Here is a 17166-nt window from a genome sequence, read left to right on the forward strand (position 1 = left end):
GGATCAGCCGAAGCCGACGAGCGAAAGCCAGCGGTCCAGGTACACCGTGTCGCCGCTGCGGTGCGCGGTCTCCGACGGCAGCCTGCCGTAGACCATCAGCAGCAGATCGCCCAGCGGCGCGGCCGCGGTGACCGCCGCGTCCGCCGGCGGGCCCGGGTGCCAGGCCAGCTGCTCGCCGGTGAGATCGACCGTCCACGACGCCGCGTGGTCCGTCGGCGCGAGGTGGATCGTGCGGTCCGGGCCGAGCAGTTCGCGGCGTTCGGGAACGTACTCCAGCAACTGCGGCAGTGAGCCGAGTTCCAGCCATTCCTCCATCGCGTCGTGCGCGACTTCCGGCGTGACGGCGAATTCCCCGCCCGCGGCCAGCGTCGCGTCGGCGCGGTGGATCAACGTCTCGTTCATGAACCGGCGTGCGTAGAAGGCTGCTCGCGGCGGCCCGTTCGGGACCGGCGTGAACACTTCCGCGTCCGGCCCAGCTTCGCGCAACGTCGCGGCCAACGTCTTCGCCCCGTCCACGAGCCACGACGCCGGACGCGGGGTGTCCACGGGATTCCGCAGTTCGTCGTCCGGCAGCCAATGGTCGGCCCGCGTGCGCACGGTTTCCTCCGCCCACCGATGCCCCGTGCTGACGTGATCGAGCAGTTGCCCGAGGTTCCACTCTGGGCACGCCGCGACCCGCGCCGTCCGGTCCGCGCCCTCCACGGCCGCGGCGAGCAGTTCCGTCTGCCGCACGATTTCCGCACAACGCTCGTGAAAGTCCATCGGGTGTCCTCTCCGGTTTGGATCCGCTGACACCCGACAGTCGGAGCCGACGCCGCCAACCAGACACCGCAGGGGGAGAAACCGCGCTACTCGATGCTCCAGGCGTCTCCCCATTCCGCGTCGCGAGCGGCGCGGTAGCGCACGCCGTGCCGCTTCGACGCGACAGCGCCGGGCGCGAGCCCGTCGACTGTGCAGAGGTCGAGTTGCACGAACCCCTTGTGCTTGCGCGGATGCCGGATAATCCGGGCCGACGGACGGTCGACCGGTGCCGACGTGGCCGCCACGTACGAATACTTTTCGTCCTCGAAGCCCAGTGTGCCGGACTTGATCCGCCGGTGCACCCCGCTTCGGGGCAGCCGGGCGGAGAAGTGGCACCAGTCTTTTCCTGGCTTGATCGGGCAGGCGTCGTCGTGCGGGCACGGCGCCACCACGCTGCGGCCCGTCTCGCGCAGCACCTCGCGAGCCGCGCGGATCCGCTCGAATCCGGCCGGCGTTCCGGGCTCGATGAGCACGACGGTTCCGGCTTTCGCGGCGAGCCATCGGACGACGTCGGCACGGCCGCGTTCGGGCAGTTCGCCGAGGACGTACGAGAGAGTGACCAGGTCGGCTTCCGGTGCGGCCGACGCGGAATCGACCAGCCCGCGCTGCCAGACCGCGGTGCGTACGGCCGGCTCGTCGGACTTGGCCGCCAGCTTGCGTCCCAGCGCCAGCGCGGCCGCCACCTGCTCCAGGACAGTGCACTTCTCCAGCGACGGCCAGACGTCGGCCGCTGCCCACGCTGCCGCTCCGGTGCCGCCGCCGATGTCGACGTGCGTCTTCGGAGCGAACCCGGGCGCGGCGGCAGCCACCTCGCCCAGCACCGCGCTGACTGCCGCGTACGTCGCTGGCATCCGGTACCCGGCGTACGCGGCGACATCCAGCTCCGAAGAGAGGATCGGCGAGCTTGCCGAGTCGCCTTGTCGATAACGCTTGCTGAGCCGGTCCACGGCCTGCGCGAGCCGGGATTCGGGGAACCGGCCGAGCTCTTCGTCGAGGGCGGCGCGGAGAGGTTCGGGGAGTACTGCCACGGACGACGATTCTCCCATGCCTGTTTTGTCCGCCGAAGCTCGCCTGACCTGCTAGTTTCGCGGCGGGGAAAAAAGTTTGAGGACCTTGTCGATCCGGCCGCGGCCCGTTCGACGCAGGGGTGAAGGCAAGCCGAGAGCGAAGGGGTACCGAAGATGCGATTCATGGTGATCATGAAGGCCAGCGAAGAGAGCGAAGCGGGCCAGATGCCGAGCACCGAACTGCTCGCCGAGATGGGCAAGTTCAACGAGGAACTCGTGCGGGCCGGCGTGATGCTCGCGGGCGAGGGACTGGCCCCCAGCTCCCAGGGCGCGCGGGTGAAGTTTTCCGGCGACAGCGAGCCCAGTGTGGTCGACGGTCCGTTCGCCGAGACCAAGGAGCTGATCGCCGGGTTCTGGATCCTCCAGGTGCGTTCGCTCGAGGAAGCCGTGGAGTGGATCAAGCGCGTGCCCAACACCGACGGCGCGCACCACGAGATCGAGATCCGGCGGATCTTCGAGGCCGACGACTTCGGCGACAACCTCACCCCGGAACTGCGGGACGCCGAGGCGAAGGTGCGCGAGCAGGCTGCGCAGAACTGATGCGGTTCATGGTGCTGGTGAAAGCCAGCAAGGAATCCGAAGCGGGAGCCGCGCCCAGCGCCGAATTGATCGAGCAGATGGGCCAGTTCAACGCCGAACTCGCCGAATCCGGCCACCTCGTGCAGGCCGCCGGGCTGACGCCGAGCTCGGATGGCACCCGGCTGCTGTGGTTCGACGGGGAGGCCGAGCCCAGCGTGGTCGACGGCCCGTTCGCCGAGACCAAGGAACTGGTCGCGGGCGTGTGGATTCTGGAGGGGGAGTCGCTCGCCGAGATCGTCGAGCTGATGAAGCGGGCGCCCAACCCGGACCGGCAGGCGGGCACCGTCGAGATCCGGCCGATGGCGGCCGAGCTCTGACGCCGCGCCCGCCCGAGGGTTGCCTCGGGCGGGCGGGCCCGGTCTGATGGGCCGGTGGACACGCGAAGTGCGGTAGAGGCCGTTTGGCGGATCGAGTCGGCGCGGGTGATCGCCGGTCTCGCGCGGATGACCCGCGACGTGGGCCTCGCCGAGGAGCTGGCCCAGGACGCGCTGGTCGCCGCGCTCGAACAATGGCCGGAGACCGGCGTGCCGCGCAACCCGGGCGCCTGGCTGATGACCATCGCCAAGCGGCGGGCCATCGACCTGTTCCGGCGCAACGAAACCTTCGGCCGCAAACTCGACGAGATCGGCCGGGAGGCCGAACAGCTCGGCGAGGGCGTGCTGCCCGACTTCGACGCGGTGCTCGACGACGAGCAGATCGAGGACGACCTGCTCCGGCTGGTGTTCACCGCGTGCCACCCGGTGCTGTCCACCCAAGCGCGGGTGGCGCTCACGCTGCGCATGCTCGGCGGGCTCAGCACCGACGAGATCGCCCGCGCTTTCCTGGTGAAGGAATCCGCTGTCGCGCAACGCATCGTGCGGGCGAAGAAGACGCTCGCCGAGGCCAAGGTGCCGTTCGAGACGCCGGTCGGCGACGAGCGCGTCGCGCGGGTGCCCGCCGTGCTCGAAGTGATCTACCTGATCTTCAACGAGGGCTACTCCGCCACGCGCGGCGACGACTGGATGCGGCCCGCCCTGTGCGAGGACGCGTTGCGGCTCGGGCGGGTGCTGGCCGGTCTGATGCCGGGTGAACCGGAGGTGCACGGCCTGGTGGCGCTGATGGAGATCCAGGCGTCGCGCTCGGCGGCGCGCACCGGGCCGAACGGCGAACCGGTGCTGCTGATGGACCAGGACCGCAGCCGCTGGGACCGCCTGCTGATCCAGCGCGGCCTCACCGCGCTGGCCCGGTCCGAACGGCTGGCGGACGGCACGTACGGGCCGTATTCCGCGCAGGCCGCGATCGCCGCCTGCCACGCCGTGGCGGTGACGCCGGACGAGACCGACTGGGCCCGCATCGCGGCGTTGTACGCGGGACTGGCGCAGCTCACGCCGTCTCCGGTGATCGAGCTGAACCGGGCCGTCGCGGTCTCGATGGCCGAGGGGCCGGAAGCCGGGCTGGTGCTGGTGGACAAATTGCTGACGGAGCCCGCGCTGAAGAACTACCACCTGCTGCCGAGCGTGCGCGGCGACTTTCTGTACAAGCTCGGCCGCCGGGACGAGGCGCGCGCCGAGTTCGAGCGCGCGGCGAAGATGACCGGCAACGAGCGGGAGCGCGCGTTGCTTCTGGCGCGGGCCGAGTCGTGCAGCAAGCTGGAAGCGGGAACGAGGTAACTGAGCACCGTGCGGTGCGGGAGCGATCTTCATGCCGGGAACGGTCCACCACCGCCCCGACAATTCCCGCGCCCGCAGGCAGCCATCCCCAGGGTTGTCCACAAGTCGACACGCCTGTGGATAACCTGTTTCCGCTGGTAGCAGCACCGGAAGCAGGTCACCCAACCCGATCCGGTGAAAGGCTGGAAAGACTCAGCGGTTGCGCACGTATCCCAGCCGCATCGACAACGCCGCCGCCGTCCCGGCCACCGTCGCGCCCAGTTCGTCCGCCCGGCGCATCACCCGGGGAGCCGGTCCGGCGACGCTGATCGCCGCGATCGGACGGCCCGAGTGGTCCCGCACGGCCGCCGCGACACAGCCGACGTCCGGCTCGTTTTCCAGGTCGTCGACGGCCCAGCCGCGACGCCGGGTGCGCGCCAGTTCGTCCAGCAGCCGGACCGGGTCGTTGATGGTCTTGAGGGTGAGGCTGTCCAGCTTCATCCGGCGCACTCGCTCCACCCGATCGGCCTCCGGCAACGCCGCCAACCAGGCCTTGCCCAGCGACGTCGCGTGCTGCGGCCGCCGAGTGCCGAGACGGCAGGAGAGCGTGACCGCGCTGGCGCTGCGTTCGGTCGCGACGTAGACCATCGCGTCGTTGTCCGGCACGGCGAGGTACGTCGTCTCCCCGGAACGTTCGGCCAGTGCGGTGAGATACCGCGGCGCGCAGCGGTGCAGGTCGGTCGCCGCCATCGCGCGGGCGCCCAGTTCGACCAGCCGGGTGCCGAGCCGCACGCGTCCGGTGACGGTGTCCGCCTCCAGGTACTCCAGCCGCTTCAGGGTGCCGACGATCCGGTAAGCGGCGCTGCGCGAAAGGCCCAGTTGCCGGGCGAGCGCGTTCGTGGAGATTTCCTGGTGCTGCCCGACGTGTTCGAGCACCGCCAGCCCGCGCTCCAGGGTGCCGCTTTGGTCCAGCCCGCGTACTGCTGCGTCCACGTTCGCCCTCCGCCTGTCGCTCTGCGTTCCCGGTCACCGGTGCGTGGTGCCATCAAGCGGGGTTGGACGCTAACACCTCCGATGTATGGACGGAAGATCTTGACCGAACTCTGTCATTCGGCAAGGTCAAGGTTGCGCCGAATGGTTCAACCTCCGATCGGTAAGACTGCTTACAAAGGGTAACGGAGACTGGAGTCACCCTCTCAGGAAAATCACAGCGCCCGTGCCGCACGGTTTGGGTGATGTCCACACGTCTGCGCACCCGGGCGTCGGTCGCCGCCGGGCGGCTGACCGCGTGGTTTTCCCGTACCGCCCGGCTGGGCCGCGGCGGGGTGATCGGCGGCCGCGTCACGCTGCGGCTCGACCCCAAGGCGCTGCGCAGGCTCGGCCGCGATCGCACGGTCGTGATCGTCACCGGCACGAACGGCAAAACCACCACGTCGCTGATGCTCACCCGCGCGCTCGAAGCGCTCGCCGAAGTCGCGCACAACGGCGACGGCGCGAACATGCCCGACGGTCTGGTGGCCGCGCTCGCCGCAGCCCCTGAAGCGCCGTACGCGGTGCTGGAGGTGGACGAAACCTACGTTCCGTGGGTGGCCGAGCAGGTGCAGCCCGCGGCGCTCGTGCTGCTCAACCTCAGCCGGGACCAGCTCGACCGCGTCGGCGAGGTCCGGATGATGGAGCGCGACCTCCGCGCCGCGTTCGCCGGGCTGTCGCGCACGGTCGTGGTCGCGAACTGCGACGACGTCCTGGTCACTTCCGCGGCCTCGGCGGCGGCCCGCCCGGTGTGGGTCGGCACCGGACGGCGCTGGTCGGGCGATTCCGTCTCCTGCCCCCGCTGCGGCGGCGCGATCACCCACACCGATCGCGAATGGCGCTGCGCGGTCTGTGCTTTCGCCCGCCCGGAGCCGACCTGGACCCTCGACGGCGACCTGGTCCACACGCCCGGGGGACGGCAGGTGGACCTCGACCTGCGGCTGCCCGGCGAGGCCAACCGCGCCAACGCCGCTCTCGCGCTCGCCGCCGCGCATTGTGTCGGCGTGCCGCCGCACACCGCCGCGGCCCGGCTGCGCACGATCACCGATATCGGCGGGCGGTACCGCACGATTCGCCGCACCCGGCACTCGGTGCGGCTCATGCTTGCGAAAAATCCGGCTGGATGGGCCGAAACGTTGCGCGTGCTCGACGAGGACACCCCGGTCGTCGTCGCGGTCAACGCGCACGAGGCGGACGGCCGCGACCTGTCGTGGCTCTGGGACGTGCACTTCGAGCGCTTGCGCGGCCGTCAGGTCGTCGTCGCCGGCGAGCGGTGCGCGGACCTCGCGGTGCGGCTTTGCTACGCCGAGGTGCCGCATTGGTCGGCCCCGGACCCGGTCAGCGCGATCGACACGCTGCCGCCGGGCGGGGTCGAGCTCGTCGCGAACTACACCGCCTTCCGCGACCTGGTCGACCGGTTGCCTGATGTCTGATTCGACCGTCGGCATCGGCCTGCTGCTGCCCGAGGTACTGGGAACGTACGGCGATTCCGGCAACGCACAGGTGCTCTGCAAACGCTTGCAGTGGCGGGGTTACGACGCCGAGGTGGTGCCGGTCTCGCTCGACTCCGCGGTACCGTCCACTTTGGACCTCTACCTGCTCGGCGGCGGCGAGGACATGGCGCAGGTGCTGGCCGCGGACTTCCTGCGCGACTCGGCGGGGCTGCGGAGCGCGGCGAACGCGGGCCGTCCGGTCTTCGGGGTGTGTGCAGGCCTGCAGATCCTTGGCACGCGCTTCCGCGGCGTCGACGGCATCGAACACGCCGGGCTGGGGCTGCTCGACCTCGTCACCGAGCCGGCGCAGCAGCGCGCGGTGGCCGAGTTGATCGTCGAACCGAACCTGCTCGAGACGCCGCTGACCGGCTTCGAAAACCATCAGGGCGCGAGCGTGCTCGGTCCGGGCAGCGTGCCGCTGGGCCGCGTCGTCCGGGGCACTGGCAACGGCGACAGCACCGAGGGCGCGGTCACCGACCACGTCGTGGGGACTTACCTTCACGGCCCGGCGCTGGCGCGCAACCCCGAGCTGGCTGACCTGCTGTTGTCGTGGGTGCTGGGCCACGCGCTGAAGCCGTTGGACCTGACTGAGGTGGACACTCTCCGCTCGGAACGGCTGGCAGCCCGCCGCGCCCGATGACGTCACTCCGCGCTCGTTACGCTGCGTGCGTGAGAATTCTCGCTGCAGCAGGCGTCCGGATGCGGACAACCGGGGTTGCCGTGCTCGCGCTCGCGCTTGCCATCGCGACCGCGTGCGTCGTCGTGGTACTCCTGCTGCAGCAGTCGCTCGACCGAAGCGTCACCGAAAGCGCGCGCAGTACCGCGCGGCAGGTTGCTGTCCAACTCGTGCGCGCGGGCGCGCGAGACCTGTCGCCAAGCGACGTCGCGAGCACTGGTGACACTGAAGCAGTTACGCAGGTTCTCGGGCCGCGAAGCACGCCGATCGCGAGTGACCCGGCGATTGTCGGCCGTCCGGCCATCACCGCCGCGCGCCCGGCCCCAGGACAAGAAACCGTCGAAACGCTGCCGCTCGGCTTAGACGGCGACGGCAGTGACTATCGCTTGGTCTCGGAAGGCGTCAACGGACCGGGTGGACCGTTCACCGTCATCTCGGCACGGTCGCTTGAGCCAGTCACCGAAGCGTCTGCGCGGCTTACGTTGCTGCTGGGGCTGATTTCGCTGCCACTGCTCGGTATCGCCGGCTTCGCGGTGTACCGCTCTGTCGGGTCCGCACTGCGACCGGTTGAGCGGATGCGACGCACTGTCGCCGAGATCTCGACCCGCGACCTCGCCTTGCGCGTACCGCTGCCTCCTGGCGGCGACGAGGTGCACCGGCTCGCTGTCACGCTCAACGAGATGCTCGAACGGCTTGGGTCGGCGCAGGCCGCGCAACGCCGCTTCGTCGCCGACGCGAGTCACGAGCTGCGCTCGCCGCTGTCGACCATCAGCACCGCCCTCGACGTTTCTAGCCAGCACCCGGAGACCACCGACGAACTGGTACCCGTGATCACTCGCGAGACCGCGCGCCTGCGAGAGCTGGTGGACGACCTTCTGATGCTCGCACGCACCGACGACGCCACAGACCGGCCCGCGCGCACTGAAGTCGATCTAGACGACATCGTCCGCGCCGAAGCCGAACGCGTACGCGGCGAAGCGGCTGTCGAGATCGAAGTGCGCGCGGGACCGGCGAAGGTGCGCGGCAGCGAGGCGCAGCTGCGTCGCGCCGTACGCAACCTCGTCGACAACGCTTGCGGGCACGCGCGTGAGCGGATCCGGATTGCGAGTTCGGTGCAAGATGAGATGGTCGTGGTGGAGGTGAGCGACGACGGCCCGGGCGTCGCCGAGGAGGACCGGGAGCGAGTGTTCGAGCGGTTTGTGCGGCTGGACGCGTCACGACGGCGCGGCGGCACCGGGCTCGGCCTGTCGATCGTGGCCGGCATCGCGGCCCGGCACGGCGGCCGCGCGCGGTACGTCGACGTCGCCGACCCGAGCTACCCGGGCGCGCACTTCGTGATCGAACTGCCGAGCATCGAACTGCCCCGGATCGAGGAGGACTGAGCATGCGGTTGCTGATCGTGGAGGACGAACTGGAGTTCGCCGAAACCCTTCGCCGCGGCCTGGTCGCCGAGGGATTCACGGTGAATGTCGCGCACACCGGGCGGGACGGGCTCTGGTCGGCGATGGAGCACGATTACGACGCCGTGGTGCTCGACATCATGCTTCCCGAGCTTTCCGGCTACGAAGTGCTGAAACGCTTGCGGGCAGCGGAGAATTGGACGCCGGTGCTGATGCTCACGGCGAAGGACGGCGAGTACGACGAGGCCGACGCATTCGACCTCGGCGCGGACGATTATCTGTCGAAACCGTTCTCGTTCGTCGTTTTGCTGGCTCGGTTGCGTGCGCTGCTTCGGCGGGGTGCGCCCGCCCGTCCGGCGGTGTTGACCGCCGGGGATCTGCAGCTCGACCCGGCCGCGCGCACTGTCCACAGAGGAGAGACGCGGATCGAGCTGACCGCGCGCGAGTTCGGGTTGCTCGAGTTCTTGTTGCGTCGGCAGGGGGCGGCGTTGACCAAGAACGAGATTCTCGGTCATGTTTGGGACGCGCATTACGAGGGCGACGAGAATGTGGTCGAGGTTTACGTCGGGTATTTGCGGCGGAAGATCGACGCGCCGTTCGGAACGCGGACAATCGAGACCGTGCGCGGGGTGGGGTACCGGCTCGTCGGATGAGCGGGCACGTCGTTTTCCTCAATGGCACGTCCAGTTCCGGCAGGCCCGCTGAGCGGGACCGGGCGCGGCCGCGCAGCCGTTCGTTCCTTAGCGTGCAGCGGTAAATCGGCAGGAGGAGTGCAATGGCTGCGACGAAGGTCAGCGATCGCGACGCGATCGTCGAGGTCGTCAACCGTTACAGCTACAGCTTGGACGAACGGGACTGGGATTCGCTCGGCCAGGTCTTCACCGCCGACGCCGTCGGCCGCTACGGCGGGCCGGCGCTGAACGGCAGGGCCGCGATCGTGGCCTCCATCCGGTCCTTCCTCGATGGCTGCGGTCCCTCGCAACACTTGCTGGGCAACCATATCGTGGAACTCGACGGCGATCAGGCGACTGCCCGGTGCAAGGCGAGGGTGTACCACTACGGCGCGGGCGAGCGAGCCGCGCTGGCACCCTATGAGTGCTTCGGGGTCTACCGGGACCGGCTGCGGCGAACCGCCGAAGGCTGGCGGATCACCGAACGATTCTTCGACGTGCGGCACACAGTCGGCGACATCGCGATCTTGCGGCCATCTTCCTAATCCAGCCGTGTTCATAGAACGACCAGAAATTAAGCCACTGAAATCCCCGCCACTGCTCGCACAACAGCAGTGCACCGATCCTCGACATACTCCAGCCCGGCATCAGAAGCGATCTGCCGCGCCTCCGCCGACACAATCCCCTGCTGCAACCACAACGCCTTAGCCCCGATCGCGACCGCGGAACGCGCGATGTCCGGTGCTTCCCCGGCCGGACGGAAGACGTCCACCAGATCCACTGGCTCCGGAATGTCCTCCAGCGACCGGTACACCTTCTCTCCGAGCAGTTCGGTCGCCGACGGATGTACCGGGATGATCCGGAACCCGTGCGCCTGCAGGGAAGCCGGTACGCCGTGCGCTGCCTTGCCTGGGTCGCGACTCAGACCGACGACCGCGATCGTGCGCGCGCTGGCAAGGATTTCTTCGGGCTTCATACTCTCCTCAACATCCCAGCACAGCCAGGGATTCCACGACGGTCACAGCCGCCACAACCGCAGGCCGCGCACGCGATAGACCGGCCACAGCACCTGCCACGGCGACCGTCGCAGGAACGCGGAACTGCACACCAGAACGTTGCGCGCGACAGTGGACGCGACCTCGTGCCGATCTGGCCAAGCCTCGCCGCGGGCACCAAGCGCGAGGCGGAAAACCGTCAGCAGACCGCGTCCCTGCACGTCATACCGGGCGCCGGTGTCGCCCGGGTCGGGAAGGAGGCGGGCGATTTCGACTCGGAAAGCCTGAACAACAGGCGCGCCCGCTGGTACATCGAAAACGCTGCCCACGATCGCACGGCCATGCAGCCGACGCGCGAATCGCATCAGCAGCCGTCGCTCCCACCAAGGCAGCAAACGGCGGTGAGCCAGCAACGCGGCGCACTCGCCGTGGCCGAGGGCGAAAACCTCGGCGAGGTCGTCGTACCGGCTCACCGCGGTCGGTTCCGCCAGGTGCAGCCGCACCTCGAAGCGGACCTGCGCGATCAGTTCGTCGATCGCTTCCCGCCGGTCGAGCCGTGCCTTCTGCCGCGAAGCTGCCCAGTCGCCCATGGGCCCACACTCTGAACCCGGCGACGCACCGAGTCCAGTGGTTCAGCCGATCTTCGACCCGTACATCTCGCCGAGGTCGTCCGCGATCAGTTCGATCCGGGCACCGTCCGGGTCGGCGAAGTAGATCGACGTGCCGCTCTCTTCCTGGTACTTCACGCCAGCGGCGTCGAGCCGGGAGCGCGCGCCCGCCCAGGCTTCCGGGGTGAGCGACAGGGCCAGGTGGTGCAGTCCGCCGAGCACCTCCGCGTACGGGCCGAGGTCGAGGCCGGGCAGGTCGAAGAACGCGACCGCGTTGCCGTTGCCGACGTCGAAGAAGAAGTGGCTCGACCCCGGGTAGTCGCGGTTTTCGATCAGTTCGGTGAGCGGGAAGCCGAGAATGTCCTGGTAGAAGGTGATCGTCCGCTCGACGTCGCTGGACAGCAGCGCGGTGTGGTGGATGCCGCGGCCCACGGTCGCGGGGCGCTCCGACGCGGGGTGCAGGTGCTGGTCCCGCAGCCGGTCGCGGGCCTGCGCGAGCTGGGCGACTTCGGTCTCGGTGGGTGCCATTTCGGGTCACGTCCTCTCTGGGAGCCAACACGGAGAACGATACGCCGACAAACTCTCGCGCGCAAGAGGTTAGCGAGCGAGAGAAGTAGCTCGTACCGGTGAATGGAACGAGCGGGTTGGCTCAAGCCGCGCGGTCAGGCAAAGTTCGGCCCGTGGAACCCGCTGAGCTGCAGGACGCCGTCGCGCTGCTGACGAGCGCGTACGAGCGCCACGAGCCGATCGATCCGCTCGTGAAGACCTTCCCCGACGGCACCATCGAAGACGCCTATCGCGTGCAGCAGGAGCAAGTGCGCGCGTGGGTGGCGGCGGGCGACGTGGTGCGCGGCCACAAGGTCGGCCTCGCCTCCGCCGCGATGCAGCGCCAGATGGGTGTGAACCAGCCCGACTTCGGGCACCTCACCAGCTCGATGTTCCTGCTCGAACACCAGCCGATCCCGACGACGCGGTTCCTGCAGCCGCGCATCGAACCGGAGATCGCGTTCGTGCTCGGCGCGCCGCTGCGCGGTCCGGGCGTGACCGTCGCCGACGCCGTCCGCGCGGTCGACTTCGTGCTTCCGTCCCTGGAGATCGTCGATTCGCGGGTCCGCGACTGGAAAATCTCGATCTTCGACACCGTCGCGGACAACGCGTCGTCCGGCGGCGTCATTCTCGGCAGCAGCCCGACCAACCTGCGCGACGTCGACCTGCGGCTCGCCGGCTGCACGCTGCACGTCAACGGCCAGCTCGCGGCCACCGGCGCGGGCGGCGCGGTGCTGGGTTCGCCGATCAACGCACTCGTGTGGCTGGCCAACACCGTCGGCCCGCTCGGCGTGACGCTGGAGCCGGGCCACGTCGTACTGCCCGGTTCGATGACCGCCGCGCAGACCGTCCGCCCCGGCGACACCGTCGTGGCGACCATGGCCGGCCTGGGCAGCGTGACCGCGGTGTTCGCTCCGGAGGAGGAAAAGTGACCGCCGATATCGCTGCCGCAGCGCAGGAATTGCTCAACCGGACGGAAGAGAGCGCGCAGCTTACGGACACCTGGCCGGACCTGGATCTCGCCACCGCGTACGCGATCCAGGACGAAGCCCTGCGGCTGCGTCAGGAACGCGGTGAGACGCTGATCGGGGTGAAGCTCGGGCTGACGTCGCGGGCGAAACAGCAGCGGATGGGCGTCGCGGAACCCCTGCTCGCATGGCTGACCGACGCGATGGTGCTGCCCGCAGGCGCGCCGACGCCGCAGCTCATCCACCCGCGCGCGGAACCGGAACTGGTGTTCGTGCTCGGCGAGCGGCTCGCCGGCCCGGGCGTCACCGCGGCTACCGCTCTTGGCGCGGTTTCCCAGGTATACGGCGGAATTGAGATCATCGACAGCCGTTACCGCGACTACCGTTTCACGTTGCCGGACGTCGTCGCGGACAACGGCTCGTCAGCGCTGTTCGGGCTCGGCTCGGTCGGCCGTCCACCGTCCTCTTTGGACCTTTCGCTGGAAGCCGCGCTGCTCGAAGTGGACGGTCAGATCGTCGACACCGCGACCGGTGCCGCCGTGCAAGGGCACCCGGCCGAGGCGCTGGCGTTGGCGGCGAATTCCTTGGCCGCGCGCGGATTGGCGCTGGAACCGGGCTGGCTCGTGCTGACCGGCGGGATGACCGACGCCGTCGAACTGCGTCCCGGGTCCCGCGTCGCCGCGCACTTCTCGAACCTGGGTTCGGTGACGATCAGCGGGTAGCGAGCCGTTTGATCCCGGCGATCACGCGCGGCCACACTTCGCGCGGCAGGTCGTGTCCCATGCCGGGCACGAGGTCGAGGTCCGCACCGAGCGCGCGGGCGGTCGCGCGGCCGCCGGACACGTGCACCAGCGGGTCGGCCGTACCGTGGATCACCAAGGACGGCAAGGAAAGGCGGCGCAGATCGGCGGTCCGGTCGCGGGAGGACAGGATCGCGGCGAGCTGCCGGAACACACCCGCCGGGTTGAGGCCGCGGTCGTACGTGCGTTCCGCGCGCTCGCGGAAATGGTCCTCGTCGAACACGTAACCGGGCGAGCCGATCAGCCTCGACGTGCGCACCAGTTGCGTCACGTAGTCCTCGCGCGTGCGCGGTCCCGGGGCCAGCATCGCGAGCGCGGCCTTCGGTCTGGGCAGGCCGACGGTGCGCGCGCCGGTGGTCGACATGATCGAGGTCAGCGTCCGCACCCGCTCCGGGTGCCGGATCGCGAACTCCTGCGCGATCATCCCGCCCATCGACGTGCCGACCACGTGCGCGCTTTCGATGCCGAGCGCGTCGAGCAGCTTGCCCGCGTCGTCGGCCAGGTCGCCGAGCGAGTACGGCGCGGAGCGCAGGAAGTACGCGAGCGGAAGGCTGGCCCGGCCGGTCCACCACTGCGAACGCCCGACGTCGCGATTGTCGAACCGGTGCACGTGGAAGCCGGCCTCGGCGAGCCGTGCGCAGAACTCGTCGTCCCACCAGATCATCGGCGCGGCGAGGCCCATCACCAGCAGCAACGGCGGCGCGGACGGATCGCCGAACGATTCGTGGCACAGGGTGATGCCGTCTGCTTCGAGGGTCTGCTCGGTCATGGGGTCAGTCTCGCGCACTCCGGAGGTAGCGGGCACGAAGGAACGGGCGGAAATCGTCGTCGGACCCGAGGCGGACGTCGATTTCGTGGGTGAGGACGTCCCCTTCCGGGGTGATCCGGTGGATCGCGACACCGCGTTCGGTCTGCTTTTCGAGGTGCAGCGTGCCGTCGCGCCAGCCGCCGCGTGCGGGAGACGCGGGCGGGAAGCCGTAGCTGTCGAAGCCGAACCACAGGGTGTCGCCAGTCGCCGGGTCGACGGTGAAGACGTGGTGGCCCAGCATTCGCGAGCCGTCTTCGCGGGTCTGGACGTAGTCCTCCAGCACGGCGAATCCGTCGAGCGCGCGGCGATAACTGCAGGTCGCGGTGGCCGTCGAGGCGGGAGCCCAGGGCGCGGCGGCGAGTTCTTCGGTGCCGGACCAGTCTCCGACGAGTGCGGCAAGGGCTTCGTGCGCGGCTCCGACGACGGGCATGTCCATGTGTGTCCCCCTTGGTTTCGACAGGTGCCTGTCGAAATGGAACACTAGCACGCATGACCTCGAGGACGTCCCGCGCGGAAACCCTTACGCAGCTTGTCAACGAGGTCTTCGTGGCCAATGGCGCGCTGCTGGCCGCAGGCGACGCACTCACCGCGGAAGCGGGATTGACCGCTGCGCAATGGCAGGTCGTCGGCTTCCTCGAAGACGGTCCCGCGACCGCGGCGGAGCTGGCTCGGCGGCGCGGGCTGAGGCGGCAAAGCGTGCAGGAGACGGTGAATCGCCTGCTGCGAGACGGAATGCTCTCCCGTGCCGACAACCCGGCGGACGCTCGTGCGCCGCTGCTGCGGTTGACCGCCAAAGCGCGGGCCGCGCTGCGAATCCTGGGCTCTCGGCAGGCCGAATGGGCGGATGCCGTCGCTTCGGGCCTGTCTGAGAAAGACGTCGAGACGACCCTGCGCACGCTTCGCGCGTTGCGCGATCTGGTCTGAGCGGAGCGCGGGTAGTACTCTCCCGCTAGAGCGCTCTATCAAATCGCAAGGGGGCGAGCAGCATGGACGTTCTGCGCGAGAAGGGACTCGGCCCGCTGCGGGTGATTCTGGCGTTCACCCTGGTCAGCACAGTCCTGCACTACACCCACAACGTCGTGCGCGCCGCCGACTACCCGCAGGTGCCGGGCATCAGCGTGCCGGTCACGCAGATCGTGGTGGCCTTGAGCTGGGTCGTTTTCACCGCGTTCGGCGCGCTCGGCTATCGCGCCTACGTGCGCGGCCAGTACTGGCGATCGCTGGCATTCCTGCTGGTCTACTCGCTGTCCGGGCTGGCCAGCGCGGGGCACTTCCTGGTCGGCGTGCCCCAGATCCCGGCGTTCTGGTTCGCGACGATCTTCACCGACACGTTCGCGGCGATCGCGCTGTGGGTATTCGTCTGCTGGGCGGCGACGCGGCTCAACCGGGTGAGCGTCGCCGGACAAATGTCTACACAACATTGACGTTCGTAGAAACCATGTAGACAATCGAGGACGTGACCACCACCACACCTGTCACGTTCGAGCGGCATCCGGACACGTACCGGCACTGGCGGCTGACTGTCGACGGCGAGGTCGCCTGGCTGGAGATGGACGTCGACGAGCAGGGCGGCCTCGTGCCTGGGTACGAGCTGAAGCTGAACTCGTACGACCTCGGCGTGGACATCGAGTTTTACGACGCCACGCAGCGGCTGCGGTTCGAACATCCGCAGGTGCGCGCGGTGATCGTGACGAGCGCCAAGGACAAGGTGTTCTGCGCCGGGGCCAACATCCGGATGCTCGCCGCGTCTCCGCACGAGTGGAAGGTGAACTTCTGCAAGTTCACCAACGAGACCCGCAACGGCATCGAGGACGCCACCGAGTTCTCCGGCCAGACCTACGTCGCGGCGGTGAACGGCAGCTGCGCCGGCGGTGGCTACGAGATCGCGCTGGCCTGCGAAAAGATCTTGTTGGTGGACGACAACTCGTCGACCGTCGCGCTGCCCGAGGTACCGCTGCTCGGCGTGCTGCCCGGCACCGGCGGACTGACCCGGGTGGTCGACAAACGGCGGGTCCGCCGGGATCTCGCGGACGTGTTCGCCACGCGGCCGGACGGGGTCAAAGGCCGGACCGCGGTGGACTGGCGGCTGGTGGACGAGCTGGTGCCGCGCGTCGGATTCCGGGAGAAGGTGCTGTCGCGGGCGCACGAACTGGCCGCCGAATCCGACCGGCTGCCCGCCGAGCAGGGGATCGAACTCGCGCCGCTGGAGCCGTCGATCACCGACGACGGGATCGAGTACCGGCACATTCGCGTCGGCTATGACCGGCCGAACTCGCTGGTCACGCTCACCGTGCTCGGTCCCTCCGGGGAACCGGAGCTGGACGGCTGGCTGCTGCGGCTGACCCGCGAGCTGGACGACGCGATCCTGCGGCTGCGCACGAACGAACCGGACCTCGGCACCTGGGTGCTGCGCACCGAAGGCGATCCGGAGGCGGTGCTCGCGCACGAGGAGGTCGTGCTCAGCGGGAAAGACTGGCTGAGCAACGAAATCCTGCACTACTACAAGCGCACGCTGAAGCGGCTGGACGTCACCAGCCGCACCTTGATCGCGTTGATCGAACCGGGCAGTTGCTTCGCGGGCAGTCTGCTGGAGCTGGCCTTCGCGGCAGACCGGCAGTACCTGCTGGACGGTCCGCCGATTGACGATGAAGACTCGCCGGAACGGGCGTCGATCACCTTGTCCGAAGCCAATTTCGGCGTCTTCCCGATGGGCAACGGGCTGTCCCGGCTCGAATCGCGGTTCTACGGCGACGACGACCACCTGACGTGGCTGGCCCGCGAACGCGACCGTCCGCTGAGCGCCGCCGAAGCCGTCGAACTCGGCCTGGTCACCGACGCTCCGGACGATCTCGACTGGGAGGACGAGATCCGGATCGCGCTGGAGGGCCGGGCTTCGCTGTCGCCGGACGCGCTCACCGGGATGGAGGCGAACCACCGGTTCGTCGGCCCGGAAACGCTCGAAACCAAGATCTTCGGGCGGCTGACCGCCTGGCAGAACTGGATCTTCACCCGACCGAACGCCTCCGGGCCTGAGGGCGCACTGCGGCGCTACGGCACCGGGCAGAAGGCGGTCTTCGACAGGAAGCGGGTCTGAACC

Annotated in this window: 21 protein-coding genes; 13 read left to right on the forward strand and 8 right to left on the reverse strand. The window is 69.2% G+C overall.

The features are described from left to right. Positions 1-3 precede the first annotated feature (3 nt). Positions 4-762, reverse strand: a complete 759-nt coding sequence (locus AB5I40_RS30450; RefSeq protein WP_370933687.1) for a maleylpyruvate isomerase family mycothiol-dependent enzyme — start codon at positions 760-762, stop codon at positions 4-6. 86 nt (positions 763-848) lie between these two features. Further along, positions 849-1847 (reverse strand): small ribosomal subunit Rsm22 family protein, encoded by a 999-nt coding sequence (locus tag AB5I40_RS30455; protein WP_370933688.1) that lies wholly within the window; start codon positions 1845-1847, stop codon positions 849-851. Positions 1848-1982: 135 nt separating this feature from the next. Here AB5I40_RS30455 and AB5I40_RS30460 point away from each other — a divergent pair, with 135 nt between their 5' ends. The 3 genes from AB5I40_RS30460 to AB5I40_RS30470 are packed head-to-tail and all read left to right on the forward strand — an operon-like array spanning position 1983 to position 4096. Next, a complete protein-coding gene (locus tag AB5I40_RS30460; RefSeq protein ID WP_344265209.1) occupies positions 1983-2408 on the forward strand; it encodes a YciI family protein in 426 nt (141 codons plus the stop codon). Continuing rightward, positions 2408-2764 (forward strand): YciI family protein, encoded by a 357-nt coding sequence (locus AB5I40_RS30465; RefSeq protein ID WP_370933689.1) that lies wholly within the window; start codon positions 2408-2410, stop codon positions 2762-2764. Before AB5I40_RS30460 ends, AB5I40_RS30465 begins: the two co-directional genes overlap by 1 nt. 54 nt (positions 2765-2818) lie before the next feature. Then, on the forward strand, positions 2819-4096 hold the full coding sequence (locus tag AB5I40_RS30470; RefSeq protein WP_370933690.1) for an RNA polymerase sigma factor: 1278 nt from the start codon (positions 2819-2821) through the stop codon (positions 4094-4096). Positions 4097-4288: 192 nt separating this feature from the next. On the opposite strand, the gene AB5I40_RS30475 is transcribed toward AB5I40_RS30470, so the two are convergent. Next, positions 4289-5068: an IclR family transcriptional regulator gene (locus AB5I40_RS30475; RefSeq protein WP_078870254.1), complete on the reverse strand. Its 780-nt coding sequence runs from the start codon at positions 5066-5068 to the stop codon at positions 4289-4291. A 242-nt stretch (positions 5069-5310) separates the two neighbouring features. On the opposite strand from AB5I40_RS30475, the gene AB5I40_RS30480 reads away from it, so the two are divergent. From AB5I40_RS30480 to AB5I40_RS30500, 5 genes are all read left to right on the forward strand, one after another. Beyond that, positions 5311-6537 carry a MurT ligase domain-containing protein gene (locus AB5I40_RS30480; RefSeq protein ID WP_370933691.1) on the forward strand — a complete coding sequence of 409 codons (1227 nt, stop codon included), beginning with the start codon at positions 5311-5313 and terminating at the stop codon, positions 6535-6537. Beyond that, positions 6530-7237 carry a type 1 glutamine amidotransferase gene (locus tag AB5I40_RS30485; RefSeq protein WP_370933692.1) on the forward strand — a complete coding sequence of 236 codons (708 nt, stop codon included), beginning with the start codon at positions 6530-6532 and terminating at the stop codon, positions 7235-7237. Before AB5I40_RS30480 ends, AB5I40_RS30485 begins: the two co-directional genes overlap by 8 nt. A gap of 29 nt (positions 7238-7266) precedes the next feature. Further along, positions 7267-8655 (forward strand): ATP-binding protein, encoded by a 1389-nt coding sequence (locus AB5I40_RS30490; RefSeq protein ID WP_370933693.1) that lies wholly within the window; start codon positions 7267-7269, stop codon positions 8653-8655. Positions 8656-8657: 2 nt separating this feature from the next. Next, positions 8658-9326 carry a response regulator transcription factor gene (locus AB5I40_RS30495; protein WP_009084133.1) on the forward strand — a complete coding sequence of 223 codons (669 nt, stop codon included), beginning with the start codon at positions 8658-8660 and terminating at the stop codon, positions 9324-9326. Positions 9327-9448: 122 nt separating this feature from the next. Further along, positions 9449-9889, forward strand: a complete 441-nt coding sequence (locus AB5I40_RS30500; RefSeq protein ID WP_370933694.1) for a nuclear transport factor 2 family protein — start codon at positions 9449-9451, stop codon at positions 9887-9889. A gap of 29 nt (positions 9890-9918) precedes the next feature. Here AB5I40_RS30500 and AB5I40_RS30505 read toward each other — a convergent pair whose 3' ends face one another. The 3 genes from AB5I40_RS30505 to AB5I40_RS30515 are packed head-to-tail and all read right to left on the reverse strand — an operon-like array spanning position 9919 to position 11475. Then, positions 9919-10320, reverse strand: coding sequence for a CoA-binding protein (locus tag AB5I40_RS30505; RefSeq protein ID WP_370933695.1), 402 nt, complete (start codon positions 10318-10320; stop codon positions 9919-9921). A gap of 42 nt (positions 10321-10362) precedes the next feature. Then, on the reverse strand, positions 10363-10929 hold the full coding sequence (locus AB5I40_RS30510) for a hypothetical protein (RefSeq protein WP_370933696.1): 567 nt from the start codon (positions 10927-10929) through the stop codon (positions 10363-10365). A gap of 42 nt (positions 10930-10971) precedes the next feature. Beyond that, entirely contained in the window at positions 10972-11475 is a 504-nt protein-coding gene (locus AB5I40_RS30515) for a VOC family protein (protein ID WP_370933697.1), read from the reverse strand. 152 nt (positions 11476-11627) lie between these two features. On the opposite strand from AB5I40_RS30515, the gene AB5I40_RS30520 reads away from it, so the two are divergent. Beyond that, positions 11628-12425, forward strand: coding sequence for a 2-keto-4-pentenoate hydratase (locus tag AB5I40_RS30520; protein WP_344265172.1), 798 nt, complete (start codon positions 11628-11630; stop codon positions 12423-12425). Continuing rightward, entirely contained in the window at positions 12422-13183 is a 762-nt protein-coding gene (locus AB5I40_RS30525; protein ID WP_370933698.1) for a 2-keto-4-pentenoate hydratase, read from the forward strand. Before AB5I40_RS30520 ends, AB5I40_RS30525 begins: the two co-directional genes overlap by 4 nt. Here the strand turns inward: AB5I40_RS30525 and AB5I40_RS30530 are convergent. Then, on the reverse strand, positions 13173-14030 hold the full coding sequence (locus AB5I40_RS30530; protein ID WP_370933699.1) for an alpha/beta fold hydrolase: 858 nt from the start codon (positions 14028-14030) through the stop codon (positions 13173-13175). The two genes, AB5I40_RS30525 and AB5I40_RS30530, sit on opposite strands and share 11 nt — an antisense overlap. Positions 14031-14034: 4 nt before the next feature. Beyond that, the gene (locus AB5I40_RS30535) at positions 14035-14505 is read right to left on the reverse strand and encodes a DUF1579 family protein (protein WP_370933700.1); all 471 of its coding nucleotides are present in this window, start codon (positions 14503-14505) and stop codon (positions 14035-14037) included. A 53-nt stretch (positions 14506-14558) separates the two neighbouring features. On the opposite strand from AB5I40_RS30535, the gene AB5I40_RS30540 reads away from it, so the two are divergent. The 3 genes from AB5I40_RS30540 to boxC all read left to right on the forward strand — a co-directional run bounded on the left by AB5I40_RS30540 (position 14559) and on the right by boxC (position 17163). Beyond that, positions 14559-14993 carry a MarR family winged helix-turn-helix transcriptional regulator gene (locus tag AB5I40_RS30540; RefSeq protein WP_370933701.1) on the forward strand — a complete coding sequence of 145 codons (435 nt, stop codon included), beginning with the start codon at positions 14559-14561 and terminating at the stop codon, positions 14991-14993. Positions 14994-15055: 62 nt separating this feature from the next. After that, a complete protein-coding gene (locus AB5I40_RS30545) occupies positions 15056-15493 on the forward strand; it encodes a hypothetical protein (protein WP_370933702.1) in 438 nt (145 codons plus the stop codon). A 32-nt stretch (positions 15494-15525) separates the two neighbouring features. Beyond that, positions 15526-17163, forward strand: a complete 1638-nt coding sequence (boxC, locus tag AB5I40_RS30550) for a 2,3-epoxybenzoyl-CoA dihydrolase (protein ID WP_370933703.1) — start codon at positions 15526-15528, stop codon at positions 17161-17163. Positions 17164-17166: the final 3 nt, after the last annotated feature.

The organism is Amycolatopsis sp. cg13, assembly GCF_041346965.1.
GTDB lineage: Bacteria > Actinomycetota > Actinomycetes > Mycobacteriales > Pseudonocardiaceae > Amycolatopsis.

Coding starts and splice junctions, on each gene's coding strand:
- AB5I40_RS30450 (WP_370933687.1), bottom strand. CDS start 762: ATGGACTTTCACGAGCGTTGTGCGGAAATCGTGCGGCAGACGGAACTG.
- AB5I40_RS30455 (WP_370933688.1), bottom strand. CDS start 1,847: ATGGGAGAATCGTCGTCCGTGGCAGTACTCCCCGAACCTCTCCGCGCC.
- AB5I40_RS30460 (WP_344265209.1), top strand. CDS start 1,983: ATGCGATTCATGGTGATCATGAAGGCCAGCGAAGAGAGCGAAGCGGGC.
- AB5I40_RS30465 (WP_370933689.1), top strand. CDS start 2,408: ATGCGGTTCATGGTGCTGGTGAAAGCCAGCAAGGAATCCGAAGCGGGA.
- AB5I40_RS30480 (WP_370933691.1), top strand. CDS start 5,311: ATGTCCACACGTCTGCGCACCCGGGCGTCGGTCGCCGCCGGGCGGCTG.
- AB5I40_RS30485 (WP_370933692.1), top strand. CDS start 6,530: ATGTCTGATTCGACCGTCGGCATCGGCCTGCTGCTGCCCGAGGTACTG.
- AB5I40_RS30495 (WP_009084133.1), top strand. CDS start 8,658: ATGCGGTTGCTGATCGTGGAGGACGAACTGGAGTTCGCCGAAACCCTT.
- AB5I40_RS30500 (WP_370933694.1), top strand. CDS start 9,449: ATGGCTGCGACGAAGGTCAGCGATCGCGACGCGATCGTCGAGGTCGTC.
- AB5I40_RS30505 (WP_370933695.1), bottom strand. CDS start 10,320: ATGAAGCCCGAAGAAATCCTTGCCAGCGCGCGCACGATCGCGGTCGTC.
- AB5I40_RS30510 (WP_370933696.1), bottom strand. CDS start 10,929: ATGGGCGACTGGGCAGCTTCGCGGCAGAAGGCACGGCTCGACCGGCGG.
- AB5I40_RS30515 (WP_370933697.1), bottom strand. CDS start 11,475: ATGGCACCCACCGAGACCGAAGTCGCCCAGCTCGCGCAGGCCCGCGAC.
- AB5I40_RS30530 (WP_370933699.1), bottom strand. CDS start 14,030: ATGACCGAGCAGACCCTCGAAGCAGACGGCATCACCCTGTGCCACGAA.
- AB5I40_RS30535 (WP_370933700.1), bottom strand. CDS start 14,505: ATGGACATGCCCGTCGTCGGAGCCGCGCACGAAGCCCTTGCCGCACTC.
- AB5I40_RS30540 (WP_370933701.1), top strand. CDS start 14,559: ATGACCTCGAGGACGTCCCGCGCGGAAACCCTTACGCAGCTTGTCAAC.
- AB5I40_RS30545 (WP_370933702.1), top strand. CDS start 15,056: ATGGACGTTCTGCGCGAGAAGGGACTCGGCCCGCTGCGGGTGATTCTG.